Raw genomic sequence first — 25,419 nt, forward strand, 5'->3', positions numbered from 1 at the left:
TGCTAACCTCTCGCCCCAAATCTTCAATTCGTACGTATATGGTACGTATAAAAAGAGTAGGACAATGGCATCATTCAGCATTAGAAAACGTACGCTGAAAAGCGGTGAAAGCCGCTACACAGTTGAACTCATCGTCAAAAAGAATTCGCAGATTATACACAGAGAGTCCAAAACATTCAGGAAAAAAGAGCTCGCCCGAACCTACGCCCGCAAGCGTCTGAACGAGCTGGAAAACCCCATGCACTCTGGCTTGAAAACCGTCTTGCTATCTGCATTGCTGGATATGTACATCGGTGACAGGGACTTATGGGACAGAACAGGCCGGACGAAACAATACGTACTTCGGATGCTCCGGGACTGTGACATCTCCTTAGTGGAGAGTAGCAAGCTCAAAACCAGTGATCTGATTCAGCACTGCCGCCACCGGAAAGCCGCCGGAGCAAAGCCAGCGACAATTTATCACGATATTGCTTACCTGCGCTCAGTGATGAAAAAAGCAGGCCCGGTGTTCAACGTAGATGCGAACCATGCCATCTTTGAAGAAGCCGTGCCTGTACTCCATGATATGGGCTTAGTGGGCAAAAGTCAGAAACGTACCCGACGGCCAACCGGGGAAGAACTGGAGCTGTTGAAAGAGGGGCTGCTGGCCCGCCAGTCCTACCGTAGCAACGGCAAGATCCGGATTCCGTTCGTCGATATTCTGGATTTCAGCATTCTGACCTGTATGCGTATCGGGGAAGTTTGCCGCCTGCGCTGGGAAGACCTCAACGAAGCACACAAAACAATTCTTGTCCGAGATCGCAAAGACCCGCGCAAGAAAGAAGGTAATCACATGATCGTACCGCTGCTGGGCGAATCCTTTGATATCGCCATGCGGCAAGATAGAAGCAATGAGCTGATTTTCCCCTACAACCCGCGAAGCGTCACGGCAGGCTTCCAGCGAGTCAGGAACAGCTTAGGGATTGAGGACTTGCGTTATCACGACTTACGCCGGGAAGGTGCAAGCCGCTTGTTTGAGCGAGGATACAGCATCGAGGATGTGGCACAGGTGACGGGGCATCGCAACCTGAACATTCTTTGGCAGGTGTATACACAGTTACATCCGCATAAGTTGCATGAACAGTATTAATGAACGGCTCCCCAATTTGGGAGCCCATCTACAAATCGTACTGGCTCAACACTCTTACTAGATACTGAATTTATCTTTGATAGTTTCGTGTTAACCTATTCAGAATCATTAAAAATTTAACATCGTTTTATCGATTGGGACTTGCATGGAAAGTAATGAATTAATTTGGACACCAAAATTAATAATTGATTTGATTGATAAGGTTATCTGGCCAGCAACTATTATTTTTTTAGGTGTTAGATTTCGCGCTAGTATTTCCAATACTTTGAAAAGTTTTTTTTCTAAAAATACATTAACAGAATTTTCCGCCTCACTAAGTGGAGTAGCGGCTAAATTCGCTGCTGACAAACAATCAGTTGAGTCAAGTGAGAAAGTAAGCTTACTACCTTCGGAATTACCGGAGGGTATGACACTTGAGTCTGTAAAAGCAAAGCAAAGTAATGATACCACTGAATATAGTGAATTTCTATTAGGCTCAATGCGAGAGCATCTATCCGCATTGAATCTATCGGATAATGATGCAATCGAACTATTGCTCAAAGAAGCATCAATCCTAAGGAGTACCATTCATTTCGGTGAGATAAGTAGAGTTTTATTTCGATCTCAGTTTGACATACTCGAATCAATTGCCAACCAGAATGGACATATAAGCAAAATTAATTTTCAACGTTATTTTGAAAAACAGAAAAATTCGTTACCAGAGGCATTTTCTGGCTGGGATTGGATAAAATACGCAGCTTTCCCTGTTAGTTCGGGACTAATTACTGATGATGGTGATAATTACAGAATAACCATCTATGGTTCTTCGTACATAAAGTTTCTATCTAAATACCCCCAACTTATAGAAAACCTCCCAAAACTCTAACTACTTCCTCAAAAGTAACCCGCCAGAAATGGCGGGTTGATAATTATTTTCGCTTCCGCTTCACGGTCGCATTCTTCGCTTTCACCACCCGGCCACCTTTCGCGAAGCGGTAGCCTTTCTTCAGTGTGCCGTTACGTTTCAGTCCTGTCTTAGCCATTCTTTTTCCCCGGTTGTATGTTCATGGTTTCCAGTATCGTCAGGCGCTTGTCCTGCTTGTACAGGACGATAAGCAGCGCGATCATGGTGGGCGGTAAGCCCATCGCCGTCAGTTGTTGCAGTATTTCTATCATGTGGGTTTGCCTCTGAGTTTTTGTGAGAAGAATTCGAGCAGGTAGCGCACCATAGAGCGCATTCCCAGCACATCCACGACGATGGCCCCAACCACGTACCAGTAAGGCTCCGGAATGTTCCGCAGCGCCTGAAAGCCCGCATCCACGTACACCGCATAGTCAGGCCAGAAGCACAGCACCAAGGGCGTGAACACAACCAGCAAGATGAATTCATCTTTCCAGCCCCGGTCCTTGAGACTCAGCTCATCCAGATTCGCCGCCTGCTCGTCGCCGTACTCCAACCGCTTGAGCCGGGCGGCGTGCTTGGCCTGCTCCAGCTCGTCTTTACGCTTCAGCGCTTCCGCCTTGTTCTGGCTGTGCTGCTGCCAAGCTGCCACCCCACCCGTGATAAGGCTCAAGATTGCACTCAGCATTACGCCGCCTGAATACCAGCATTCAGCACCCGGTCACTGTAGGGCTGCACGCCGTTTTCATAGCGGATAATCAGAGGAACTAAGGCCATCGTTTCCGCCTCTGACAGCGACATGTCCGGAGACACACCCAGCGCCCCGGCGACGTGGTTCACATAGGCGGTGGTGTCATTCTCCACAGGCGGCGCCCAGCGGTTGATAATGCCCCGCACCGTCGTCAGGCCGTGGCGGTTGCGGTAGGTCTTCAGCGTCCGGGCCAGTGCCCGGATGCCGTTCTCCGGTCTGTCGAAAATCACAAAGCGGCCATCGCTGCCGACTCGGCCCTGCCATGCGGTGCCGTTGTCCTCGATGTTGCCCGGATTGTTGTTGCGAATGCCCCGCGGCTTATAAAACGTCATGGTTCCCATCCCCAATAGAATCAAACTCAGTATCAATAGGATCTTGCTGCTGCTCATTGCGTACCGCTTCCTCTGCTGCTTCCTGTTCGGCTATGGCCGTGACATAGCGTGTGTGCTCGTCAATCAGCCACGCATAGGCCGCATCAAACACGGCGCTGTTAATGGTCTGGTTCGGGCGGTTATCGGTGTATTCGATATGACCCAGCCCGGTCAGGGTGTTGTAATCAATCGCCCACTCGCCCTGGCGCATGGCAAAGCCGCCCATCTGGCCGAGGAAGGCAGGCACGCCATCAATGACGATGAGCTGATCCTGTGTAATTGCTGTAATTCTCATAACTTCATAATCCAGATGACGGCCACCGACTGCTGACGCACGTCGACGTTGCCGTGGTTGTGAGACTGCCCGCCGCCCGGTGTGCTCACTTGGGTACTGGCATTGTGCAGCCGTAAACCCAGTGTCCGGGGCGATGAACGCCCGGTCTCCGCGTACGCACTCCAGCCGTTATTCGGGATCGACCGATTGGCAACCCCCGCATTGGTGATGCCGGAGATTTGAAAGTTACTGGTGCGTTGATAGATCATGGACGAGCTGGGAAGCTGGGTGGATGACAGGGTGTGATTCCCTGTCGCCCGGCTGTCCGCCCCGAAAGTCTCGTTCGGACTGTAGGACCGGCCCGCACCGACCACCGCCCGATCGCACATATCCGGTGTCCCGTTTTCACCATCACAGAGCACCCAGCCCAGCGGGATAGATTCAAGCGTGCCGTTATGGATCTTGATATCACCGCTTTTCCAGCTTCCGGCGCTGCCGCCGTGTAACCTAGCCATGGCGCACCTCCGCCAGTGTCCGGACTGTGGCCCCTTCCACCGCATAGGCGAACACCGCCGCCCCGGTTTCCAGCGTCATGGACTCCCCCGCGGCGATATAAATCCCGCTCAGGTTGTCCACCCCTTCCCCGCCCACATAAAGCCCCCGGTCGGTTTGAACCAGTACAGACTGGCGCGTGTTGTCCGCCTCAATCAGCACAGTGCTGACCGTCGGGTCTAACGTGGTTGCGGCACTGACCAGCCTGTCACTGCTCGCCACCGCAACCAGCCCGCTGACCTGCTGCACCTGCGGCAGATTGCCAATCTCCACCTGACCGCTAACGGTTTGCACCGCGGGCAAATTGGTGATCGCCACCTCCCCTTGCACCGCCTGCACATCCGGCAAATTGCCTACGATGACCTTTCCGCTCACAGGCTGCACCGCGGGCCAGTTCCCAACGGACACCGGGGCCGAAAACGACACAGGCACCGTCTGCTGAATGGCATCAATGGTCACGGGTTCGCGGATGCTGTGCACCTCGACCGCGCCGCTAATTGCCACCGCGTCAGACTGGGTGTTCACCGGGATATCGGTCAGCTGATACTTGAGGGTGACCGCCGCCTGATGGTGGTTGTACAGTTCGATGGTCTCGAAGCCACCCAGCGGCACCACATCGTTTTTCTTCAGCTCGGTCCCGACTTCCCGGTTTTGGGTTTTCGCCAGCAAGGTGACGGTGTGGGAGCAGTCACGAATGAGCAGGTACTGGCTGACAGCCGAGATAATTTTCTCTCCGGCCTGTAGCTGTACTTCGATGATTTTCTGTGTCTGATACATCCGTTACCTCTTGAGCAAAACAACCAGCAATACCAAGCCAATGACCGCCGCAAAGGCCATCATGACGCGGGTGTTCAGTTGCCCGATATCACTAGCGCCCCCGGTGTTCGCGCTGGCGTTGATACTGTTCGCCAGCTGCATGGACTGTGTCGCCAGATTGCTCTGGTTTGATGCCATGCCGCCGAGGGAATTCAGCGCCCCGTTGAAGGTTTCCAGCCCGAAAGTGAAGGCATCATTCAACGCGGAACTGTTCGCCGCCAATGCATTCGAGCCAAGGGTCATGGCATCACTGGCCATTTCCCCCGCCGCTTCCATGGCCCCGTGATCCGTCATGGTCAAGGTGCCACTGATACCGCTGAGCATCATCCCGCTGTTGTCACCGCTCACGCCCATGCTGTTGGAGGTATTGGTGCTCTGGTTAATGTTCTGGTTGGTACTCTTTTTTGAACTGAGGAGACCCATATCAGCGCCCCTTCATGTAGAAAAACAGCAGCACCATGGCGGCAATCGCGACCACAATCAGGGTGTAGTTCGTGGACTTGGCCCCGAAGGTCACGCCCCCCGCTTCAAAGTTCATTTCAACCGGGCCGTTGGTCGTGGTCATCGGCCCGCTGTCACTTACCGACTCCAGCGCACCAAACGCCCCGGACATATCCATGCCGGGAAAGCCCATACTGGCCCCGGCGGCCGTCCCGGCCAGACTGGCTAAACCGCCTCCTGAAGATGCATCACTCACAACACCCCCTTCTTACGAAAATAAATAAACGCCAGTACCAGTACGATGACCCCCACGGCCACAACACCTGCACTCAAGTACTTGGTTCCGTCGGCGGCGGTATACCCGAGGGAGCCACCCACAAGGGCACCGCTGCCCCACAACACCCCACCGCCGATTAATAAAGGGACTAATGGCATGTCTACCTCCGCATAATCAGAACGATGACCAACAGCAGGACAACCGCCCCACCGATGATCCAGCCATAAGACATTGACTGGGGTTGGGGCTGGGTGATTTTGGCCGTATTGCCCGTCTCGTTTGCAACCGGGTCTTGGGTGCTGTTCGGGGTCGGTTTGCTGGCAAGGTATTCATTCCACCAATTGCCCGCGAAATCCGTCGTGTCGTCCCATGCTCCGCCCAGCATTTCACTGCCCTTATCGACAGCATTATTCAGCCAATCCAGCATTCAGCCCCCTTAGCCCGCGACCTGTGCCGCCGTGCGCTCAACGTCCAGATATTCCGTAATCACGGTCACGCTGCCCGCAGGCTTGCTGGTCTTGAAGGTGAACAGCAGCTCTTTGGCCCGCGCCGTCGGGAACATTTCATTGCGGATAAAACCACGCATCAGAAAGTCCAGATGGAACATACCCTGCTGCCACATCAGATCATTACGGTTCGCCATGTAGCACTCACGCCATGCCGTGGTCTCATAGGCCACGTTGTCATCACGCTTGATTTCCAGCTCTTCGATGGCGTCGGTCATGAAATGCATGCGGCGAATGCTGCGCTTCATGTCGTTCGGCAGGGTGTTAAAGGTGTTGGTGCCCTGCGCTGGCATATCAATCTGCAAGCGCTCGATACGCGGCAGGTACATACGCACCGCCTGCGGGGTGTTCACCTCAGCGATCACTTCGAGGGTCGGCATTTCCGGGTCACCTTCTTTCTTCGCGCCAATATCCACCTGAATCTGAAGGGACTCACCCAGCATGGTGACCAGTGAGGTCAGTTGCTGGCCGTCTTTCAGCTTCAGGGACAGGTCGGCAAAGGACACGATGAAAACCTGCTCACCCTGCGGTGCAAGGGCTGCGGGAACGTCCATCTGCTTGTACTGCTCCAGCGTCTGGAAGAAGGTCGCCGGAATACCGCTGATAAAAGCGTTACTGTTCAGGCGAAACGTGATTTCCAGCCGTTCAAGGGGCAGGTTGGTGTTAAACATGAACGCATCAAACGTCTGGCCTGTCGGCACTGTCAGCGTTGAGCGGCCGTTATAGGTCACACCGCTGAAGCTCGACAGCTTCAGTTTCTTGACCCCTTGGTATTTGTAATTGGCAATGGCTTGCGCCTGCGCTTCTGGCGTTACTGCGACAACACTCATGATTAGAACCACCCGTTACCGTAAATTGTTTCTTTGATTTTTTTCAGACTGGAGACGTTGTTGATCACTGCGATAATCACCAGCGTGACCAGTACCGTCATCAGCAACACTTTGTGCTCTTTTTTCATAGCGTTCCTTTGTGTGGTTGGAAAATAGCGCCGTATTGGCAGGGCTATGAAAACGACTTTCGGCAGGGTTGAAAATGAGAAGAAACCTATAGGTTGAACGGGTAACCTATAGGTTTAGATGTGAGGTAGGTCACGCAGCTTTTTGGCTGTTTTTCCGGTAGGTCAGGGAAACTTTCCGGCCTGTCTGGCAGTTCAGTGCCCCTTTGCGGTAGTTGCCCACCCCGTCCTCAACGTGGATGAAATCCGCGATCGGTTTATTGATTTCCAGCTTGTTCATTTTGGCCGAGCGCAAGGCCGCAATGTCTGCCACAGGCACGGATTTCGCATCCGACAAATACTTCGCATCATTCATCGAATTGACCGCGCACAGATACCATGTCGGGGACTGGGTGGTGATGGTTTTCGGCACCTCCTGCCCCCGCTGGAATACTGTGGTGACGATGCCACCATACTGACGGGCACCGCGCAACAGCTCTCCGGTTTTCCCCTTCAGGGTGCCCGCCGTGGGCGAGCAGGACGCCAGTTCTTCAATGCAGATTTCAAGGGGGGCTTTGCGGCCATCCAGTACAGACCACACCGCCGCCGAGAAGAATTCCAGTTCATCAAACACCAAATCCGCCGGGATGTAGGCAATCTTAAAAGCACTGTGGCCCTGACGGGCTTTGACCAGTGCCTTGAGGAAATCCGCTTTCGAGTGGTAGCCCCGCACCTGCTGGCCCTGAAAGGGTTTCCCGGCGTAGTTCTCATAAGGGTCAAAGAACACCGCCTGCGCCTTGGCGGTGATGAATTTCCCGTGCTTGACCAGTGAGGTTTTCCCGCTGCCCGTACCGCCGATAATGACCCGGTGCAACGGGTCAAGATGGGTGTTGGAATTCTTAGGCCGCGGCAAGTTCAGGATCGGCTTTTTCGCCATCGTCCACCTCCTGCTGTTCCTGCGCTTCGGCCAGTTGGGCGCGCTTCTCCGCCCGAAGCCCTTTCACCTGACGGGCCGTGACGCCGCCCAGACCGACCACGGCCACCAAGAAGAGGATTTCTTCTTTGTACTGGCCGAGCCAGTTCAGCCACGTTGCCCCGTGTTTCTGCATCAAAGGCCCGGCAGCTTTGAGCACTTTACCCTTGGCTTTCTCGTCGTATTCAAAGTCCATGCCGATGGCAAAGCTGATCGCCTGCTCAGACAGGACAAAACCCAAGTCCAGCAAATCAACCGCCGCTTCTGCCGCGTCGTCATCATTGGCGGCGTCCTGCGCCACGTCATCCGGCTCCGGGGTTTCCTGTGATTCGAGCTGCTGAATCGCCGCGCCCCAGTCCGACCAATCATCCACTGTGGGCTGCTCTTCCGGGAGACCGAACATCTCAGTTTGTTGCAAGTTTTCCGCTGTCGCTGTCATCTTTTTTTCCTTTACTCAGACCAATCAAAATCATTACCAGTACAAATAACCCGATGAACCACGGATACAGGGTTTTCCAGTGGATTTTCGGGGTGTTTTTCTCCGGCTCTGTCTCCGGCTCCGTTAACGCTGGAAACCCGTCATCACTGGTTTGGGAAACGCTCACGGGGTGCGTTTCGATAACGGTTTGAACCGACTCTTTTGTGGTTTCCCTGACGGTTTCAATGGGCGCTACCCCCAGTTCCTGAACCGTTTCCACTTTGTGCTTTTCAATGTATTCATGCATGGCACTGCTGTTTGTACTGTTCCCGCACCGGGGGCAGCGATAATAGAGCTTGCCGATGTTGCGGGGGTTCTTCGGCGGCTCGCCGGATTCCATCAGGCGGTGCTCCCCGGTCATGTGTACCGTGCAGACCTCGCCACAGTCCGGCACGGTGCAGCGGATATAACCGCGGGTCGGGTTCTTACTCATCTTCGCCCCCGGCCAGTTGTGCCAGGCGGGCTTGCACTTCGGCCCGATAGCCGGCACGGGCTTTCGCGCTGATCCCGTCGAGCATTTCCAGCTTTTCGAAGAAATCACCCGGCAGGCCGATGGCCTCCAAGCTCAGGGAGCCGCCGCAACATCACGGCAGAAACCTTTTTCACCAGCACTTTCATATCCAGTGCCTTGAGCTTTTCAATCTCCGCTTTCACCTCCACTGACAGGGCTTCAGCGGTCTCAATGGCTTTTTCTGCGTGGCGTAGCTGCTCGGCGGTCATGGTTTGAATCATCACAGTTCTCCTCTGGTCATCACGATTCGGTTGTTCGCCAGCTTGAGCTGGCAGTCTTTATCAATTGGCACTTTGGCCCCGGCCAACAGGGGATTTATCAGGCACTGCACCCCGGCAAGGCTCCATCCGGTCACCCGTTGAAGGTGCTCTCCGAGCTGGGAGTTACAGTTATTTTCAGTGCTCCAAGGGGAGCCGCTCCGCGACTCTAAAAGCGCCCCCAACTCAGACTTTTTCACTAATCGGTAAGTCTCACTGCAGGTCGCAATGAAGGTGCTCACCCCTTCTGAGAACCAGTGAAAGCCGATGGCTTTCTTCACGGTTTCGCCGTACTGGTTTTGTTTTTCTTCATAGGCCAGCCGGGCATCGGTGGCGAGCTGGCAAAACAGCGACCACTTGGAGGAATCCGCCGCCTGTCGCAGGGCTTCGAGTTTGGGATCAATGCGGGTTTGCTCTTCCGTGGCCCGGCGCAGATGACGCCACAGGGACACGGGTTCGCCGCCGAACTGCTGGAACTGGCGGATACGGTGCACGGACGCCCACGCCCGAACCCGAAACGCGCTTTCTTCGGCTTCGGTTTCCGGCATGTGCTGGCCGTTGATGTTTTTGGAGACGTACTTCGCGATATACGCCGTTGCCCCGCCCTTGGCCGGGTCAGCTTCCTTAACGTCAAAGCGCGGGGAAATGTCCTGCCCCAGCTCGTCCCGGTCTTCAGCGGTTGCGACGCCGGAAATGATGTGAATCAGGGTGTCTTTGTCTTTCGGGTGGCAGAACAGGAAGTAATGACCGTGACTGGTGCCGTCCTTGTGGGGCTCAGCCACGCGAAAGCCGAAGTAATGAATGTCTTCTTTGGCAATCAGGGCACGGGCCTGCGCCCACTGCTGCATCAGATTACCGTGGCCTTCTTTGACGCTCGCGCCGTTCCACTTCTTCGAGTTGCGGTGATATTTGCTTGGCAGCGTCCATGTCAGGAACAACGCCGTATAACCTAAATCCAGCGCCAGCTCTTCAAAGCCACGGGAGCGCACCATCATTTCAATCCGGCGGTTTTCCGGGTTGGCCGTGGTGCGTTTGATCACCTCTTCAAGGTCGAAGTGCTCCCCGGTAGCTTCGTTGTAAACGACGGTACTCTGGATGAACCGCTCCGCTTCACGCTGCTTGTTCTTCCAGTTCTGGAACGACGGATAGGAAATGTATTTGGACTGGTGCCCCTTGTCGCCAACGCGCTCAAGGGCAATCTGTGCGTACTCGATGTACTGGGAACGCAGGTGCATCAGGCGGCGCTCAATCCATTCTTCAGACTGCATTTTCAGCACTGAAGCCGTGAGTTCTTGCTCGGCCCGTTCTTCTTCCATCTTGTCGCCCGGCATGACTGGCGGGTTGACGGAAATGGCAAGAAGGTTCTCAGCCAAGACCGCATAGATGTGCTTCATCGCAGAAAGAAAGCTGTCAAAAACCTGCGGGTCAATGTCCTGCATTGCCTGCATATTCTCATCAGCGACCAGACGGGCCAGCTGACGCACTGCCTCATCTTTCATCAGGATGTGGTGGGTCAGGCGCTCAGACTTGACCCGGTTGCGGAAGTCCACAAAGGAAAACTTGTCTTCAATGAAGGGCGCGACTTTCAGACCGAACTTGACCGCCTCATCAGCGAAGCGGTCGAGATTGTCGCGGGTAGCCCCGCCGCGCTGCTGGCGGCTGGCTATTTTAGTGCGGATATCCTGACGGACGACTTGCGGGAGACGCTTTAAGAAATGACGAGTAAAAACAGTACCGTGTTGCATTACTCTTGAACCTCATAACAGCCGGACGGCGTACATTTGTAATTCAGCGGGCGGGGTGTGTAGGTGCGCTTTCGTATCCCGTGCTTTTCCCGCAATTTGCCCAGCAGGAACCGGGCACGCTGGCGTTTCTTCGGGTCAGGATTGACCATGCCAGCCATGTCAGGACAAGGGGCGTGAATCGGATCCATGGTTGCCCCCTTAGCCGTGAACCGAACGCCACTCTGCTTGTGCTTCGGCGTACTTCTTGTCGATGTGGACCGCTAAATCTTCAATTTTGACCATGGTTGGGCAGCGTTCAGAGTCACGCAGCTTGAAAGTTGGGATTGGGAAATCACAAGCCTTGGCCCGTTGCTCGGCTGTCTTCGGCGTGACACCAAAGAACTCCTGTGACACCTGCTTCAGTTCTACGATTGGACTTTGGAACCGAGCTAGCAGTGCAAAATGTGTATTCATATAGCCTCCATGTAGTACACTTGGAGCAATTCAGGCCTTTTCAAACGCCTGCAAATTACCCGCAATATTATATGGCGGCATTATTGCCGATCAATTTTCACTTAGCAATACATTTGCAGACATGGAGCAGCACACATGCAGAGCATCGACGAGCAGATTGCAGAGTTAAAGAAGCTTACGAATACTGCTAAAAACGTAGATCTGGCAAAGGTTCTGGGGGTTTCTCCAAAGACCATTCAGTCATGGAAGACACGTGAAAAAATCCCTGAAGATATTTTCCTAAAAGCGAGACAAGTATCACAAAATGGAGTTATTGCTCCCCCCAAGGGATATGTCAGCCTCGATTTTTATGAAGTTGAAGTGAGTGCGGGCCATGGGGCTTTAGTGGTCAGTGAAGAGAAGTCGAGCGACATCGTATTCAGCGAAACATTCATCCAAAACGAAATCGGTGTGAAAGCGGCCAACATTTTCTTGATGCCTGTAAAGGGTGACAGCATGTACCCAACGCTCAAAAATGGCTGTCTTGTGATGGTGAACCGCGTGGATCACTTCACTGGAGATGGGATTTATGTCTTCCGTTTTGAAGGTCAACTGATGGTGAAGCGGCTACAGTTTTCTAAGCACGGCCTATCTGTCACTAGTGACAACGACAGCTATCAGCCTTGGGAGCTATCCAAAGAGGAAATCATGAGCAGTGATTTTGAAGTGGTTGGTGAGGTTGTTTGGTCTGGGCAGCGGATGTAACAGAATTTAATTAAGTAGAAATAGAGCTCACTTTTTAGTGGGGCTATTTCTATTTACGAAAATTATAGTTTTTTATACCAGTTATTATACTGTATTGGCTCAAAATAGCCGAGAATACAATTTGGGTTTATAATACATAGTTGAATATGGTTTTTATCCCGAAACCCCGCACCATCATATAAAGGGTCTCCTTCAGGAAACATCCCTCTCACTGAATCAATAAACTTGTGATGATTTTGTACTTTTCTTTTATTATTACCAGCAATATCTGGTAATTTAAGCTCTTCTCTAATCAACTCATTATTAAACTGCTGCAGACGTAACATAACTTGACAGTCGAGCTCTCTAACAAAGCTGATATCATTAGCAAAAACTCTATTCTGAGGTATATCAATCCCCAACTCGTCATATTCGGCTTTTAATATATCATGGGCTGTTGATACGCTTTTTAATCCCTCTGAATCGAGAAGATCAATGCAGTTACCAAGTTTTATAAATGCACCAATTACTGCTGGATTATTGATTTTTGAGCTGCTTTTAGCCCAAGCCATAGCTCTCTCGTAGCTTCCCTCCCAAAAATATATACCATGTCCCAGCCAATCATAATCATTTTCACTTTTATTAATAGAAGAGCCGCCTTTAACTACTTGGTCAAAGACGGCTCGATCACAACCATGAAACCCAACAACAATGCCTGGAGATATATACATTTAAGAAGTAACCCTCTTAACCACCTCACCTTTAGTATTTATAATACCAGCTTGCCTAAGAGATTTCTTAATGTACTCATGAGATACATCATTAAGCATAACATCCTGATCTTTCTTCACTTTCTTCTTTTTAAGTGTTGCTAACCTTGCATCCAATGCTGTCTGTAAGCTAAACATCAAACACCTCCAATACCCTGATACTTGTCTATCAATAATACAACAGTTATGAAAGCAGACAAAGCTTCAAAAGTCTTAACAACGTGTTTTGTGCTTCTGAGCAACGCTGTAACAAAACATCGTGAAGCATCAGGGCTCTACCAAGTTCAGCCGGATGGAACTGCTCTTTTTATCGGTCCTTGAATCGAAGTCACGAAAGGTAGTATCGTACGATTTCGGTACGTATATCACGCACGAGCCCAGACAGGGTGCTAATTGTGCGCATTATCGAGCATGGGTGCGACGGAGAAACGGCAGGAAGGGTAATCACCGGCGACACCGTAATTTTGCTGTGTTTTTTCAGTTTCTTGCGTCATTCTGAATTTCCTGTAACTTCATTGAAATTGCCCGAATTCCGTTCACAGGCCCCCTTTCAGCATAGGACAGTGCCCCCCGATTCTGATCAAGGCAGTCCATCCCGCCCCCGGCAGGCTGCGGTCCAAAGCAACTATATTCTCAAAGCAAAGACGCAATATACATAGAGACACCGTAATTTCAGGGAAGAGTAACGACAATGACCAAGAATCATGTAAATATGCCCACTGAATCAAGGCCGTGAGAGACATATGAAAAAGAAATACTGTTTTAGAAGTGCGTTGAAAAAACTGGCCACTGCTTCTTTGTTACTGCTACCTCTTGTTGCGAACGCAGGCTATTCGATTGAAGAAGCGTATCAGGACGTAAATCTGCAAACAGCTCGCTGCCTGAAAATGAAAAATCGTCCGGTCAATGCTATTCAGGATGCTTGGTTTGATTCATTGCGTGCAGTTCAGAAACGTGCCGTTCTTTTTGAACTGTCAACAAGAGCGATGGACCGCTGTACTTTAGAGACAAGAGAAAAATACTCTTGGGCTTTGGTGAAACAGGCCGGTGAAACAGGTGACTTGAAAAGCCTGAAAGACTGGATTGCACTGAATAGCCCTATCGGAGGCAAAGCGAAAACCATCTTACAATCACTGCCGGAAGAAGAAATAAACCGATTATCTTTATCAGATGACTTCTACTATCCGTTTGATTCAATGTCTCTGAGAGACAAACTCATTTCAGAGTAAGTCTTTCAGTCTGTCATTTCCAAAGCCCGGGAGAATACCCAGGGCTTTTCAGACTTGATTTCCAGTCCTGAATTTCTTGTCTTTTCATTGATATTCCTTGAACGCCTTTGACCGCCTCCCCTCCTTCAGCGCAGAACAACGACCGTCGAACCACACGCCACTGGCAACATCCACCGACGGGTTGGTCGTTCAGAAACGGGCGTTGTGAACAGTCAGGTCATCAAGCTCGCGATCAAAGATAAAGCAAAACCAAGCTTTGGTGCCTCCCGCTTTCTTGATATTATAATCAGTAGCTTAGACAACAGAACACCAGTGAGATGCTTCAATATGCACGCATGCTTTTGCTGTTCTGACAATCAAATTTGGTCGTTATGTTGAAGCTGTGGGGGAATTTGATAAAAAACGGGATATTTCAGGTTCAACTTTCAGATTTTCGTGTAGAACAATTCATTGTCGTGATGAGTCATCTTCCGGACATATTTATGCAAAATGTGACCTGAGAGCGGGAAATTCGTGTGTTGTCATGCTCCGCCATTCACCCTTTGCTTCAACAATGATGGGAAGAAATGCACGCTGAAGGGCTTTTTCCTTGCTGCACCGCCGGGATTTCACGGCAGGAGGGCATAGGGTTTCTCTCATTTGACAAGGTATCCTGTGGAAAGAAAAACAATAACACTCACCGCCCTGGCTTTCGCTGATGCACCCACAACATCGATTTCCGGGCCCATTGAAGTTTTGTCTGTTGCTGCGCAGCTTGCCGGCGCACCTGAGCCGGTCATACACATTGTCACTCAGGACAACCAGCCTATCCGGGGACTTGGCGGCGTCATTGTCTCTCCGACCATCGACATCGAAAAAGTCAGACAGACCGATATCCTGCTGGTCGGCTCCCTCGGTTTTCCGGACACCAACTTAGAGACGCTGGAAGATGCCACCCTGGACTGGCTGAAACAATTTGAGTCGCACGACATTCCGATCGTGTCGATCTGTTCCGGGGCATTTGTGCTGGCCAAAGCAAAAATGCTGGAAAACCGGACCGCCACCACGCACTGGCACTTTGCCAATCTGTTTCGCGATATGTTTCCGAACACCCGATTGCAAGTGGATCGACGCGTGACCTGTGATCATAAGCGCTACTGTACGTCGGGGATCAGTGGCTATAGTGATGTGATGATGCTGATCGTCGAGCAGGTTTTTGGCCTGACGATCCGTGAAAGCTGCCATCAGTTTGTCTTTGGTGATACCGATCAGGTTCAGCAGAAAGCGCTGGCGAACTTCATCCCCTATCGCCAGCACAACGATACGCTGATTCATCAATTGCAGGACTGGATGCACAGCAGCCCGACACTTGAATTTTCGGTCAATGTGCTGAGTCAGCGGGTTCACCTGAGTGAACGGCAGATGAAACGTCGCTTTAAACTGGCCACGGGGCAGACGCCGATTCAGTATATTCAGCAGATCCGTTTATCCATCGCAAAAGACAAGCTGGAGAAGACCAAGCAAACCATTGAGGACATCAGTCGTGAAGTCGGATACGAAGACGTCCGCTACTTCAGGGAGTTGTTTAAAAAGTCCAACGACATGACCCCGCTGGAGTACCGGAAGCGTTATCAGCGCTAAAACTAACAACAAACAGAAAGGCCGTGATTCCTCACGGCCTTTGTTCTTTCATCAGAAGGTGTTCAGGATGTCTTTTTCAGACTGATCCGTGATCTGATCCAGACCTTCCATATAAGCGCCGATCGTAAACGCGGTCGCTTCCATGGCTTTACACATGGCCGTTATCTTTTCAACGTAGTGCTTCACTTCATACAGACTCATCGCCGCATCTTCCCGGCTTTTCACCAGAGCGCCCAAAGCGGCTGCATTGGACGGATCCTGCAGATACTTCTGACTGCTCAGGTTCATCTGCTCTTTCCGTGCGTTCAGAATCTCCACCGACTGTTTCAGCTTATACAGGTTACGCTGAATCTGCGGCCCCAGGTCAGCAATGTCTTTTGCCTGCCATTTGGCCTTTTTACGGTTGTACTCCTGCTTGCCCAGTTTGGCTTCCAGCACCTGATTGTTGCCCGAGGTATACTCACCCTTTTTCCGCGCACGGCGTTTCGCGGTGAATTTACCGACCGCGTACTCTCCGGCTTTGATGCCCAGTTTGGCGATCTCACCCAGCGGTACCACGCTCAGCGGTACTTTCGCCAGTTTCATCGGATTCTTCTTCAGCGAGCGGGCCATATCCTGGGCTTTACGCTGCATTTTGTAGAGGCGCTCTCCCTGATGCTTGGCATAGATTTGCTGTGCGCCGGTCAGCCAGGCCTGACCTGTCTTGCCCTGCAGCTGTGAACGCCGGTCCGCAGCCAGCACACTCGGCGTGGTAAACGCAGAGACGCTGTTGGCTGTTTTCTGGCTGACGTACATGTGGAACTTCTGCTTGACCTCTTCCACCGCTCTGGTTTTTTCTAATTTGCTGAAACCCAGCTCAATTTTTTCTACCGGAATATCAATGGCCTGACCGAGCGGCGAGTTGTCAAACACCCCGGTCGTGAAATCAAACGCGCTGTCTCCGATGGCGACGCCGTTATACTCACCGGTCGTCGCCTGGTCGTAGATGGTTTTGCCTAAGGAAGTCGCATTTTGTAAATCATCTATCATATTGTTGTTCTCTCAGAATATTGAAAATCGGCTACAACACCGGCCCGGACGCCCCGAATCGTCCGGAGTAAAAGGCGGTCATGCACCAAAGGCATGACCTGATCGATGATTTTCATCAGCGCGTACCAGTCATCTCCCGTGTGCACCAGCCCTTCCCCATTCATCTGCTGCGGCGAGGCGAACATGGGTGTCGCCTGCCACTCAGAGAGCGCTTCCCGGGAAGTACCGATGCGATGACTTGCACCGAAATCGATCAATCGAATCGTTTGTGTTGCGGGAACATAAAGTATGTTCGAGGGCTTGATGTCCCCGTGTACCCAGCCCCGACCGTGACAGTGCTGAATCACTGACACGATCGCGGGCAAAACTTTCATAAACAGCCCCAGATCCGCTTCGCCGAACGTACTCAGCGGCACCGCATCGGGATCAAAGGCCAGCGTTAACATCTGCGCGTCCGGATCGATTGAAATCACACGCTGTATACCGGGTCCGCGGCACTCATTCAGTGCCGTCCATTCCTGCCACATGGCTTCCGGTAACGCATAGCGCTTCACGTAAGTTTCTGTTTCACCAGAAGACCCGGCATATCTCAACGTTCTTTCAACCGCATTCATCACAACTGCTTCGGCAGGTTAAAGTGCGTGAACAGAGATTTATCCAGCGTCTGGCCGGAATCACGCAAGGTGTAATCCAGCACGATATTGTTCTCACTGATCCTGTAATTCAGCTTGCGCACCAGACGGCTCGCCGTCGCGCTGCTGTCCCCGTCAAACAGTGCCCGGAACAGCGCCCACTGCCCGGTGTACGATTGTGTCGCCACCCGGTTATCGCCTTTATAGAAATTCGCGCTCAGATACCCGTCGACCCCGGTGGTCGGCCAGTCCACCTCACGCCAGACCCGTGGGCCGTGTTTGTAAGTGAACACGCTTTCGGCTTCGCGCAGCTGAAACTCGGTGACATCCGTGCTCATCGAGCTGGCTTTCAGACTCAGTTTCAGCGCCAGTTCCTGACCGGTCGGGCCAAAGAACGTTTTGCTCAGTTTCTGTGCCCGTTGCAGCTGCTGACGGCTGTTCTGGCTGATCGGCAGCATCTCGCCATCCACTTCGTGCAGCTTCAGAGCGCCGTTATCCCAGTAGACAAACGGCTTGAGGAACTGATCCACGAACTGCTCCACCCGACCCTGCGGTTTGAAGAACAGCGCAAAATCGTTCAGATTCACTTCGCCACGCCCCTGCAGTGCGAACGGGAAGCGGCCTTCAATGGCAGCCACATAGAACTGATACACCTGTTCGTCCCACTGCTTGTTCAGGTAACCCGCGCTGCCGGTCACCACCTGATGCCACGCCTGAGCGCTGATGTTTTTGGTCCACTCGGCAACTGGTCCCGGTGCTTTGCTGCCCAGTCGCTGGAAGGCCACAATCGCATCCTGACTGCCTTCCGCATGCGCCAGTGCATAACCGTGGAATGCCTTGCCCGGATTGGCACTGGACAGCGCCGAGTCATAGTAGGTGTTGAGCCCGTCAAACTGTTCAATCAGACCATCGAGCGGCACGGCATCCCCGGCTTTACCGCTGCCGTTGACATAATTGGCAAACGACAGGAAAGCCTCATTCACCACAAACGATGGCTGCAGACGCAGCAGCTTCTCACCGACGGCACGGTTGAGTTTGTCCGCCTTACGCAGACCTTTGGCCGCCTTCTTCAGCCCCAGCTGACTGGCCACCCGCGCATTGCCTTTGGTATCAGGCTGCTCTTCAACGGCCAGCGTGGTATTCACCACCACAGCATCCAGCACATCCAGAACCGGGCTGGTCGCCGGTTCACGCGCACTGCGAAGCGCGTAGGCGAATTCCACCGGGCTGTTGAACTGGCGGATATGGATGTTGTTGATCAGATCTTTCCAGTAATAGATGTAATCTGCGAAATAGAGTCGCTGAATCTGTTTGCTCAGATCGGTCAGCTCTGTGATTGACGCACCGGACATATCCCCCTGAATCGCTTTGAACTCGCTCAGTTGCCGACGCAGCAGCTCAGACTTGGCGCTCAGATCGATCTGGCTGTATCCCTGTTTGGTAAAGATTTCCGGGATCAGATAACCGTGAAAACCGTCAGAGAAAGCGAACATGCTGTCGAATTTCTCTCCCAGCTGGCGGCGGATATCCACCTGAGCACGGTATTCCGGCAGGCTTTTAATCCGGGCATAGATCAGGCGCTCAGGCGACAGCCCTTCCAGATTATTGGTCGCGACGGCAATCAGCTCATCGTTCGGTGCCAGACGCTGGTCGTAATCACTGTTGAACAGATCTTCAATCAGCAGAGACAGCGTATTGATATCGTCTGAAGACACATTGCCCTGATCTTTCAGGTTATCCAGCAGATAGGTCTGCATGCCCTCAATATCGAGCTGCTGACGGTCAAACAGCATCTGGTAGTAACGCAGGATCTCAAAAATTTTGCTCGGGTTGCCGAGGTTGACGTAGACATACAGCTCGCTGCTGATCAGCTCTTCCAGCTTCGGCAGCAGGATCAGGTTCAGCTGCTCCTGATAGGTCCGGTAAATACGGGCCGCAGTATCGCCCTGTTTGATACTGACCCGCTGATACCAGGCTTTCGGCTGGATGCCTTCTACGGCCACCGTCCGCAGTTCATTCAGCACAGCGATCATATCCGCCATGGCGTAGTTCTTTTCCAGACGCTGCAGGTCACTGCCGTATAAACGCAGCTGAGTCATCGCGTCGGCGCGCCACCGCTCATCCTGATTCCAGTTGTCTTTCAGGACCAGACTCGCCGCAGACAACACGCCGACGACAGCCACAACGGCCAGTGAACGGAACGCCAGATAACCGGTATGACGCCATTCATTCACCCCGGTAATAGTTCTCTCCGGCAAAATCACATTCCGGAACAGGCGCGAGGTAAAGAAACTGCGACGGCCCGGCAGCTGCTCCCGGGTGCTCTGCGAGTTGAACTCGGCACGTTCGGCCACTACCTGAGTCAGCAGGTCGTGTTCCGACCCTTTCTGTCCGGATGAAAGCAGGTAAGCACCGCGAATCCAGACCGCTTCACGCACCCGGTTCTCACGGCCGATGTCGGTCAGCAGTTCATTGACCCGCTCAAAGAAAATCCGCAGCTGATAAGGCAGCGCAATCACGGAACCGGACTTCTCGCTGCTGATATTCCGCAGCAGTTCAAACTGCTGTTCCGCCAGCGTTTTCAGCAGCGCTTTGCCTTGCAGTTCAAAATCATGCTTGTTGTAACGACGATCGGCATCGCAGGCGAATGTCACGCCAAACGGGTTCTCAACATCACAGCCGGAAAATCCTTCGAAGAATTCGATAAAGTCGGCAATCGCGTCCGCTTTGGAAAAGACACTGTAGACCGGCAAATGAATGTTGAGCGCGCCGCCCATCGACAGCGCCGCTTCCTGATAAATACTGGCCAGCTTCTGACGGGCTTTGCGGTCCCCTTTAAGCAGACGGTCGCAGCCAATCACGGTTACGATCCCGTTCAGTCCCTGACGGGGCCGGTACTTCAGCAATTGCTGAGCCAGCACCTGCCACAAAGCTTCATCAACCCCTTCGCTGTCGAAAATGCGGTGACCGGCTTCGATCACCACCGCATGGTCGTTACTCCAGAACCGCAGATACTGCTCGGTATCGCTGTCTTCCAGATGACGCTCCGTCACCGGCTCAAAACCGTTTTGCAGCAGCATGGCGCTTTTGGCGTCTTTCTCACCGCCCAGCAACAGATACCACGGCAGGCTGTACACACTTTCCAGCTTATTCCGGCCGTGGCCGCGAATTTTCTTCGTCGCCAGGCTGAAGAGTTGCTGGATCACGCTGGTGTCCTGTTTCAGCAGCACCTGCTGGTCGTGCAGCGCCTGATCCTGCGGTACATTGCGGGCCTGTTTCCACCACCAGAAGCTCACCAGCCCGATCCCCAGGAAGGTCACCGCCAGGGCGACCCACTTCAGCCACTGCGGTGCCGTCTCCGGCAGCCACAGCCAGAGCGCAGTGCACACGGCAACCATCACGACAGCCAGTATCAATGCGAGTATTTTCTTGATCATCTTATTTCTGCGCTCTTCTTATCGTCGCGTTGAGATCCAGGCGAACATTGAGCTCATTCTTCAGCTTACGGATCGCCGCCAGATTGTCGCCGGCGCGAATGAACAGCTCGATGCCGTGAGATGTTTCGCGGGTAAACGAATCGTATCCGCCCTGTTTCAGCTCGGATGCAAGACGCACCGCATCATCCGCACGGGAAAACACCGCCAGCACAATTTCCCACTGCTGGGCCGTCTCTTTCTCCGGTTTGGCGGCACTGGCCGTCAGATCCGGCGGGGCACGGCCAATGTCTTCATCCGTACTGAGATAAACCAGTTCCTGTTCCGACCGCTTGAGATTCACGCCGGACATATCAATGGTGCTGAACTGCTCCAGAATTGGCTGGCTGCGGTTGTAGTACCAGTATTCGGACGCACCATAGCCCGCCGCAGCAATCAGCGTCGCCAGTCCCAGGGTTTTCCCCATGCTCAGCATGCGCCATGGCTGTTTGCCTTCGAGCAGCTCCGGCGTCCGGGGCACCGGCAGCGCACTTTCACTGCGGTAATGACGGATCAGGGCATACACGTCAGATTTGATTTCGTGCAGCGGACTTTCGTCATCATGACGGTAACGGCCTTTGAAACCGAGCATCAGCAACACGTACTGCAACTCGATAAAATCAACCAGTTTGCCCGGTTGCTGACTGGCTTTTTCCAGCAGCGCGAAAAAGGCTTCCCCGCCATTGCGCTGGGAAAACACTTTGCTGAGCAGCGAATGATTCTCCCAGCGTGCCCGCTCTCCCCACGAGGTGTAGAGAATGGCCTCATCAAAGGCGGCGCAGAGCACAAAGCAGCTTTTATCAATGATGCTCGGGTGATATTCCAGATACAGCCCGCGCTGACGGAACAGCGCAATGGCATCCAGCAGTTTCTGACGGAACCGGTCGATATCGCGCGGCGAACCCTGACGCGGTACCGTCACCAGAATTCCCAGCAGCTCCGTCGCAGCATTGAGTAACGGGCTGCCGTACACCGCAAAGCTTTCAATCAGACGTTCCGTGCCAGAGATGTCTGCCTGACTGGTTTTGGCCACGCGCTGCGTTCGTGCCGGATTGTCCGCGACGCGGCGGATCTGAACCGTGGGTTCTTCGTTAAAAAGTCCTGCCACAACGACCTACCTGATCACATGAAATTCAACGTGGATGTCTTCAATGCGCTCGTCGATATGGAGCGCAATCGCTTCATCTTTTTTGACCAGCGACTGCCACAGTTCCGACTTGGTATCGACTTCAAAATAAGCCGCATCATGACGGGACTTCAGCTCAGACGGCGCGTACGGCAAATGACGCAGTGCCACCCCGGATAAGGCGTTACGCACCAGACCGGCAATGTCACTGTTTCCGGCCAGTTTGGTGGCTCGGGGAAACTCTTCGCCCAGCCGCGCGGCACCGATCGACGACGTCGCCACCAGAATAAAGCGTCCCTGATGGTACAGACTGCGGTCCTGAACCAGGGTTCGCAGCAGACGTCGGGTTACGAACAGCTGACGATCCCACTTCAGCGTGGTCACGTTATCAATCTGTACTTCGCGCAGCAGCACCAGTAATTCCGAAAAAACCGCAGAGAAAATCCCGTAGAGATCATGCTGATTCCAGAGCGGAAACGACTTCGGCATCTTGCCTTCCAGCCCCTGCATCTGCCCGGCCATCGACGCGCATTCCAGATACAGATGACGGGTCAGCAGCGTGCCGTCGCTGTTCCACTGCTCCAGCTTCGGCATCCAGGTGCCCAGCACCTGCAGCCACAGGTAATCACGCATCAGCGCCTGATAACTCTTACTGCTGGTTTCTGCCTGCAAGCGGGCCGAAATCGCCCGCGCCCGGTACTGCACCTGTGCAAACACGTCGGCGACGCAGTCTTTCAGATAGCTGGACACCCCAAAGTGCAGACTCTGCGGAATGAAGGCCTGATTCAGCACCACGGCCCCTTCCGATTTGTGTTCACTGATTTCCGCGACCGCAATCAGGGTGTAATCCTGCAGCTCATCGCCTTCCAGCTTGAGTTCGATATTCAGGGTCGCCAGTTCAAGCGGCACCGGATCGCTGTGCTCACGGCTGGTATCAAACACCGGATGTTCGCTGGCACTGTGGCGCAGGCGGCGGTCCTCACCGACATCGACCGCACCGGGACGCGTCACCGGCAGGGCCAGATAAACTTTTTTGTGGCTGGTATTTTTGGCGACATCGAGGACCAGCGACTGCTGAATATCAAACGGAGTCCCGTCCGGGAAAATGCCGCGCGCACGGCGCACCGAAACCTTCCCGATGCTCAGCAGCGACCGGTCCAGCGCCAGTTGTGTCAGACCAAAAGACTGCGGGCTGATCTGCCCGGCAAACTCACGGGCAAAATGCTCGATATAGCGCTCTTGCTGCTGAAAATGTTGCGGAGAAAGGAACATCCCCTCACTCCAGACGACTTTATTGTTATCCATTAGTCTTCCTCTTCACCCGATACAGACAGGTTGATGCCGTCAATGTCGATGTTGATGGCCGCCGAGCTGACCACCAGCGGCTTGTAAATCACCTTGTTTTTCGCTTCACGGTAATCCGCAAATCCGGCAATCACGCCGATGTATTTGGTTTCTGCGGCCAGCGGCAGCACTTCCTGACGACTTTCACCCTGCAAGACGCTGGACAGCTGACGCGTCAGCAACAGCTCCGCTTTCAGGACGCCCTGTTCATCGTTGTAAATCTGAAGGAAATCCGCCTGATTGAAGGCCTGGCTGTCGGTCAGCTGATACAGGCGCAACTCGACCGGTGACGGCTTGCCTTCCACATTCGGGTTAATGTTTGACGCCGCCCGGATATTCACCACCAGCTGCGGCGCCGTCAGGTCCTCACTCCAGAGGCTGCATCCCGACACCATCAGGGACAGCAACATCAGGGGCAGCATCCGCAGGCTCAGCTTGCGCATCATGATTTCTCTCCTTCCAGGTTGCGTTGCAGACGCAGTGCGTCCTGAAAATAGGCGTGGAACTTCACCTGCCAGTCCCGGTTCTCGACCTGACGCGAAAAATAACGCTTGTACATCTCCCAGTACTTGGGTTTGCGCGGCCAGAAGCCGGAACCGGAGAGATCGTCGAACATCGACTCCATTGCCTGCGGCGAGATATCCGCCAGCAAACGGGTCAGCGCCATTTCCAGCGCCTTATCGGTCTGTTGCTGCAAGCGTTGCTCATGCTGCCGGTATTCCGTCAGCGCATACTGAACCGGCTGCGGAGCAAACGGAGAAGCCTGCAATGCAGTCTGAGGCCATGCCGTCTGATAAATATCCTCGGCCAGCGAGTCGTCTTCTTCGGTCTGAAATTCCAGATCGAGACTGAGCCGCTGACGTTCCCGGGTGACATCCTCGCTCAGGAACGGATCGTCATCGACGACGTCAAAATCCGAGCGGGTCAGTTCAGGCGCTTCCGGCTCAACCGCCTGAACCGGCGCAGCGGCAACCGGCTCTGTCCGGAACGGATCATCCCCAAAAGGAGACTGGGCTGCGGCCTCCTGTAACGGCTGTGCTTTGGCTTTTTCCGGAATAAAACACGACACCAGCAGGCGATAGCGGCCGATGTCCAGCACATCACCATCACTGAGGGTGGACTGATTGCCTTTCCCCAGCGGCTCGTCTGAACCATTGATAAACACCCCGTTCGTGCTGTTGTCGGCAATCTGATAACCACGCGACGTCTTGCGGATGATCGCGTGCGTCCCCGACACTTCCCGGGTGGCATCGCTGAGCTGCATCGTCGCGCCGAATGAACGGCCGATATCACCCCCTTCCTCAGGAAAAGCCTGATTCCACTGCGCAATACTTTCGCCGTCCGGAGAACTGATAATTCTGATTGATAGCGGCATATGATTTACCTTTGCTTTAATTCCGCGACGCCGCTTAACGACACTGGCTGGCAGCGAGGTTAAACTCCGTCAGAAAACGGGGATACTGTTGAATAAATGCTTTGGAGAAGTAGACGCCCAGCGGCTGCGACTTCACCCGGGTCCGGGTGATTGCCCGGTAACTGATGCCCATTTTCTGAATGGTCTGTTCAATCACGGCATCGTTGCCGAGGATGGCGCCAACATCGCCGTTGAGCATCAGTGCCAGCAGGGCTTCCGGTGTGCGCGGCTTTTTAGTGACCTGATAGCCATTCTTCTGCAGCCAGTACCATTTGTTGGAACCGAACAACGCCGCCACTTCCACCTGCGACTTAAACATCGAACTGTTGAATTCGACGGAATCAGACAAAGAAAACCAGCTCCACTTCTGCTCAGCCAGCGGTTCAGAAGACACCGCGTACTCATCGCGCTTGCTGTTATGGGACGCCAGGAAAAATCCGTGCTGAGAGCCGACTTCCGTTTGCAGCTGTGCCCGGTCCCAGGAAGTCATCGTCAGTTGATAGGGCTGCGCCATCACACGCATCACACACTTCACTTTCTCGATCCCTGGCCCTTTCATCACGCCGTTTTCCTGATACTGGTAAGGGAACCACGACTGCGTCGCCAGCAACAGCCGCTCCGGGCGGTTGTATGCCAGCGAGCCGGGACTGAATACACACAGACTGATCACTAACAGGTTGAACACACACAGCCCCATCAGGGTGCTCCAAA

35 protein-coding genes are annotated in these 25,419 nt (G+C 53.3%); 5 read left to right on the plus strand and 30 right to left on the minus strand.

What is annotated here, in order from left to right; all coding sequences use genetic code 11:
• Positions 1 to 64: 64 nt before the first annotated feature.
• Positions 65 to 1,129 (plus strand): site-specific integrase, encoded by a 1,065-nt coding sequence (locus tag L4174_RS14640; protein WP_248144864.1) that lies wholly within the window; start codon positions 65 to 67, stop codon positions 1,127 to 1,129.
• Positions 1,130 to 1,274: 145 nt separating this feature from the next.
• Positions 1,275 to 1,994 (plus strand): hypothetical protein, encoded by a 720-nt coding sequence (locus tag L4174_RS14645; RefSeq protein ID WP_248144863.1) that lies wholly within the window; start codon positions 1,275 to 1,277, stop codon positions 1,992 to 1,994.
• Between the two features lie 149 nt (positions 1,995 to 2,143).
• Here the strand turns inward: L4174_RS14645 and L4174_RS14650 are convergent, their stop codons facing one another.
• The 20 genes from L4174_RS14650 to L4174_RS14740 form a co-directional block, all read right to left on the minus strand.
• Entirely contained in the window at positions 2,144 to 2,284 is a 141-nt protein-coding gene (locus L4174_RS14650; protein WP_248144862.1) for a hypothetical protein, read from the minus strand.
• Entirely contained in the window at positions 2,281 to 2,697 is a 417-nt protein-coding gene (locus tag L4174_RS14655) for a hypothetical protein (protein WP_248144861.1), read from the minus strand. Before L4174_RS14655 ends, L4174_RS14650 begins: the two co-directional genes overlap by 4 nt.
• The gene (locus L4174_RS14660; RefSeq protein ID WP_254589087.1) at positions 2,697 to 3,128 is read right to left on the minus strand and encodes a structural protein; all 432 of its coding nucleotides are present in this window, start codon (positions 3,126 to 3,128) and stop codon (positions 2,697 to 2,699) included. The genes L4174_RS14655 and L4174_RS14660 overlap by 1 nt, the downstream gene beginning before the upstream one ends.
• A complete protein-coding gene (locus tag L4174_RS14665) occupies positions 3,079 to 3,426 on the minus strand; it encodes a hypothetical protein (protein ID WP_254589088.1) in 348 nt (115 codons plus the stop codon). The genes L4174_RS14660 and L4174_RS14665 overlap by 50 nt, the downstream gene beginning before the upstream one ends.
• Complete coding sequence (locus tag L4174_RS14670; RefSeq protein ID WP_254589089.1) at positions 3,423 to 3,920, minus strand: hypothetical protein; 498 nt, start codon at positions 3,918 to 3,920, stop codon at positions 3,423 to 3,425. The genes L4174_RS14665 and L4174_RS14670 overlap by 4 nt, the downstream gene beginning before the upstream one ends.
• Positions 3,913 to 4,734, minus strand: a complete 822-nt coding sequence (locus tag L4174_RS14675) for a hypothetical protein (RefSeq protein ID WP_254589090.1) — start codon at positions 4,732 to 4,734, stop codon at positions 3,913 to 3,915. The genes L4174_RS14670 and L4174_RS14675 overlap by 8 nt, the downstream gene beginning before the upstream one ends.
• 3 nt (positions 4,735 to 4,737) lie before the next feature.
• Entirely contained in the window at positions 4,738 to 5,196 is a 459-nt protein-coding gene (locus tag L4174_RS14680; protein WP_254589091.1) for a hypothetical protein, read from the minus strand.
• Position 5,197: 1 nt separating this feature from the next.
• Entirely contained in the window at positions 5,198 to 5,470 is a 273-nt protein-coding gene (locus tag L4174_RS14685; protein WP_254589092.1) for a hypothetical protein, read from the minus strand.
• The gene (locus L4174_RS14690) at positions 5,467 to 5,649 is read right to left on the minus strand and encodes a hypothetical protein (RefSeq protein WP_254589093.1); all 183 of its coding nucleotides are present in this window, start codon (positions 5,647 to 5,649) and stop codon (positions 5,467 to 5,469) included. Before L4174_RS14690 ends, L4174_RS14685 begins: the two co-directional genes overlap by 4 nt.
• 2 nt (positions 5,650 to 5,651) lie before the next feature.
• Positions 5,652 to 5,918, minus strand: coding sequence for a hypothetical protein (locus L4174_RS14695; protein WP_254589094.1), 267 nt, complete (start codon positions 5,916 to 5,918; stop codon positions 5,652 to 5,654).
• Positions 5,919 to 5,927: 9 nt separating this feature from the next.
• Positions 5,928 to 6,827: a major capsid protein P2 gene (locus tag L4174_RS14700; protein WP_254589095.1), complete on the minus strand. Its 900-nt coding sequence runs from the start codon at positions 6,825 to 6,827 to the stop codon at positions 5,928 to 5,930.
• 2 nt (positions 6,828 to 6,829) lie between these two features.
• A complete protein-coding gene (locus L4174_RS24045; RefSeq protein ID WP_256549311.1) occupies positions 6,830 to 6,955 on the minus strand; it encodes a hypothetical protein in 126 nt (41 codons plus the stop codon).
• Positions 6,956 to 7,085: 130 nt separating this feature from the next.
• On the minus strand, positions 7,086 to 7,868 hold the full coding sequence (locus L4174_RS14705; RefSeq protein ID WP_254589096.1) for a hypothetical protein: 783 nt from the start codon (positions 7,866 to 7,868) through the stop codon (positions 7,086 to 7,088).
• Positions 7,831 to 8,343 (minus strand): hypothetical protein, encoded by a 513-nt coding sequence (locus L4174_RS14710; protein WP_254589097.1) that lies wholly within the window; start codon positions 8,341 to 8,343, stop codon positions 7,831 to 7,833. Before L4174_RS14710 ends, L4174_RS14705 begins: the two co-directional genes overlap by 38 nt.
• Entirely contained in the window at positions 8,309 to 8,815 is a 507-nt protein-coding gene (locus tag L4174_RS14715) for a hypothetical protein (RefSeq protein ID WP_254589098.1), read from the minus strand. The genes L4174_RS14710 and L4174_RS14715 overlap by 35 nt, the downstream gene beginning before the upstream one ends.
• Positions 8,808 to 8,945, minus strand: a complete 138-nt coding sequence (locus L4174_RS14720; RefSeq protein WP_254589099.1) for a hypothetical protein — start codon at positions 8,943 to 8,945, stop codon at positions 8,808 to 8,810. Before L4174_RS14720 ends, L4174_RS14715 begins: the two co-directional genes overlap by 8 nt.
• Positions 8,920 to 9,114 (minus strand): hypothetical protein, encoded by a 195-nt coding sequence (locus L4174_RS14725; RefSeq protein WP_254589100.1) that lies wholly within the window; start codon positions 9,112 to 9,114, stop codon positions 8,920 to 8,922. Before L4174_RS14725 ends, L4174_RS14720 begins: the two co-directional genes overlap by 26 nt.
• A complete protein-coding gene (locus tag L4174_RS14730; protein WP_254589101.1) occupies positions 9,114 to 10,895 on the minus strand; it encodes a replication endonuclease in 1,782 nt (593 codons plus the stop codon). The genes L4174_RS14725 and L4174_RS14730 overlap by 1 nt, the downstream gene beginning before the upstream one ends.
• Positions 10,895 to 11,083, minus strand: coding sequence for a hypothetical protein (locus L4174_RS14735; protein ID WP_254589102.1), 189 nt, complete (start codon positions 11,081 to 11,083; stop codon positions 10,895 to 10,897). Before L4174_RS14735 ends, L4174_RS14730 begins: the two co-directional genes overlap by 1 nt.
• A 10-nt stretch (positions 11,084 to 11,093) precedes the next feature.
• Positions 11,094 to 11,348 (minus strand): pyocin activator PrtN family protein, encoded by a 255-nt coding sequence (locus L4174_RS14740; protein ID WP_248144227.1) that lies wholly within the window; start codon positions 11,346 to 11,348, stop codon positions 11,094 to 11,096.
• A 135-nt stretch (positions 11,349 to 11,483) separates the two neighbouring features.
• On the opposite strand from L4174_RS14740, the gene L4174_RS14745 reads away from it, so the two are divergent.
• Positions 11,484 to 12,092 (plus strand): S24 family peptidase, encoded by a 609-nt coding sequence (locus tag L4174_RS14745; protein WP_248144229.1) that lies wholly within the window; start codon positions 11,484 to 11,486, stop codon positions 12,090 to 12,092.
• A 62-nt stretch (positions 12,093 to 12,154) separates the two neighbouring features.
• On the opposite strand, the gene L4174_RS14750 is transcribed toward L4174_RS14745, so the two are convergent.
• Together L4174_RS14750 and L4174_RS14755 are read right to left on the minus strand one after the other, a co-directional pair.
• Complete coding sequence (locus L4174_RS14750) at positions 12,155 to 12,802, minus strand: hypothetical protein (RefSeq protein WP_248144231.1); 648 nt, start codon at positions 12,800 to 12,802, stop codon at positions 12,155 to 12,157.
• Positions 12,803 to 12,979, minus strand: coding sequence for a hypothetical protein (locus tag L4174_RS14755; protein ID WP_248144233.1), 177 nt, complete (start codon positions 12,977 to 12,979; stop codon positions 12,803 to 12,805).
• A 605-nt stretch (positions 12,980 to 13,584) separates the two neighbouring features.
• Here L4174_RS14755 and L4174_RS14760 point away from each other — a divergent pair.
• The gene (locus L4174_RS14760) at positions 13,585 to 14,070 is read left to right on the plus strand and encodes a hypothetical protein (RefSeq protein ID WP_248144235.1); all 486 of its coding nucleotides are present in this window, start codon (positions 13,585 to 13,587) and stop codon (positions 14,068 to 14,070) included.
• Positions 14,071 to 14,724: 654 nt separating this feature from the next.
• Entirely contained in the window at positions 14,725 to 15,690 is a 966-nt protein-coding gene (locus L4174_RS14765) for a GlxA family transcriptional regulator (protein WP_248144236.1), read from the plus strand.
• A 51-nt stretch (positions 15,691 to 15,741) separates the two neighbouring features.
• Here the strand turns inward: L4174_RS14765 and L4174_RS14770 are convergent, their stop codons facing one another.
• The 8 genes from L4174_RS14770 to L4174_RS14805 are packed head-to-tail and all read right to left on the minus strand — an operon-like array spanning position 15,742 to position 25,405.
• Positions 15,742 to 16,719, minus strand: a complete 978-nt coding sequence (locus L4174_RS14770) for a hypothetical protein (protein ID WP_248144237.1) — start codon at positions 16,717 to 16,719, stop codon at positions 15,742 to 15,744.
• A complete protein-coding gene (locus tag L4174_RS14775; protein ID WP_248144238.1) occupies positions 16,716 to 17,333 on the minus strand; it encodes a protein kinase in 618 nt (205 codons plus the stop codon). Before L4174_RS14775 ends, L4174_RS14770 begins: the two co-directional genes overlap by 4 nt.
• Positions 17,333 to 20,788 carry a type VI secretion system membrane subunit TssM gene (tssM, locus tag L4174_RS14780; protein ID WP_248144239.1) on the minus strand — a complete coding sequence of 1,152 codons (3,456 nt, stop codon included), beginning with the start codon at positions 20,786 to 20,788 and terminating at the stop codon, positions 17,333 to 17,335. Before tssM ends, L4174_RS14775 begins: the two co-directional genes overlap by 1 nt.
• Before the next feature lies 1 nt (position 20,789).
• A complete protein-coding gene (icmH, locus tag L4174_RS14785; RefSeq protein ID WP_248144240.1) occupies positions 20,790 to 21,932 on the minus strand; it encodes a type IVB secretion system protein IcmH/DotU in 1,143 nt (380 codons plus the stop codon).
• A gap of 6 nt (positions 21,933 to 21,938) precedes the next feature.
• A complete protein-coding gene (gene tssK, locus L4174_RS14790; RefSeq protein ID WP_248144241.1) occupies positions 21,939 to 23,255 on the minus strand; it encodes a type VI secretion system baseplate subunit TssK in 1,317 nt (438 codons plus the stop codon).
• Complete coding sequence (tssJ, locus tag L4174_RS14795) at positions 23,255 to 23,740, minus strand: type VI secretion system lipoprotein TssJ (protein ID WP_371929354.1); 486 nt, start codon at positions 23,738 to 23,740, stop codon at positions 23,255 to 23,257. The genes tssK and tssJ overlap by 1 nt, the downstream gene beginning before the upstream one ends.
• Entirely contained in the window at positions 23,737 to 24,669 is a 933-nt protein-coding gene (locus L4174_RS14800; RefSeq protein WP_248144242.1) for a type VI secretion system-associated FHA domain protein, read from the minus strand. Before L4174_RS14800 ends, tssJ begins: the two co-directional genes overlap by 4 nt.
• A 34-nt stretch (positions 24,670 to 24,703) precedes the next feature.
• On the minus strand, positions 24,704 to 25,405 hold the full coding sequence (locus L4174_RS14805; protein ID WP_248144366.1) for a transporter substrate-binding domain-containing protein: 702 nt from the start codon (positions 25,403 to 25,405) through the stop codon (positions 24,704 to 24,706).
• Positions 25,406 to 25,419: the final 14 nt, after the last annotated feature.

Origin of the sequence: Photobacterium sp. CCB-ST2H9, assembly GCF_023151555.2 — a bacterium.
GTDB lineage: Bacteria > Pseudomonadota > Gammaproteobacteria > Enterobacterales > Vibrionaceae > Photobacterium.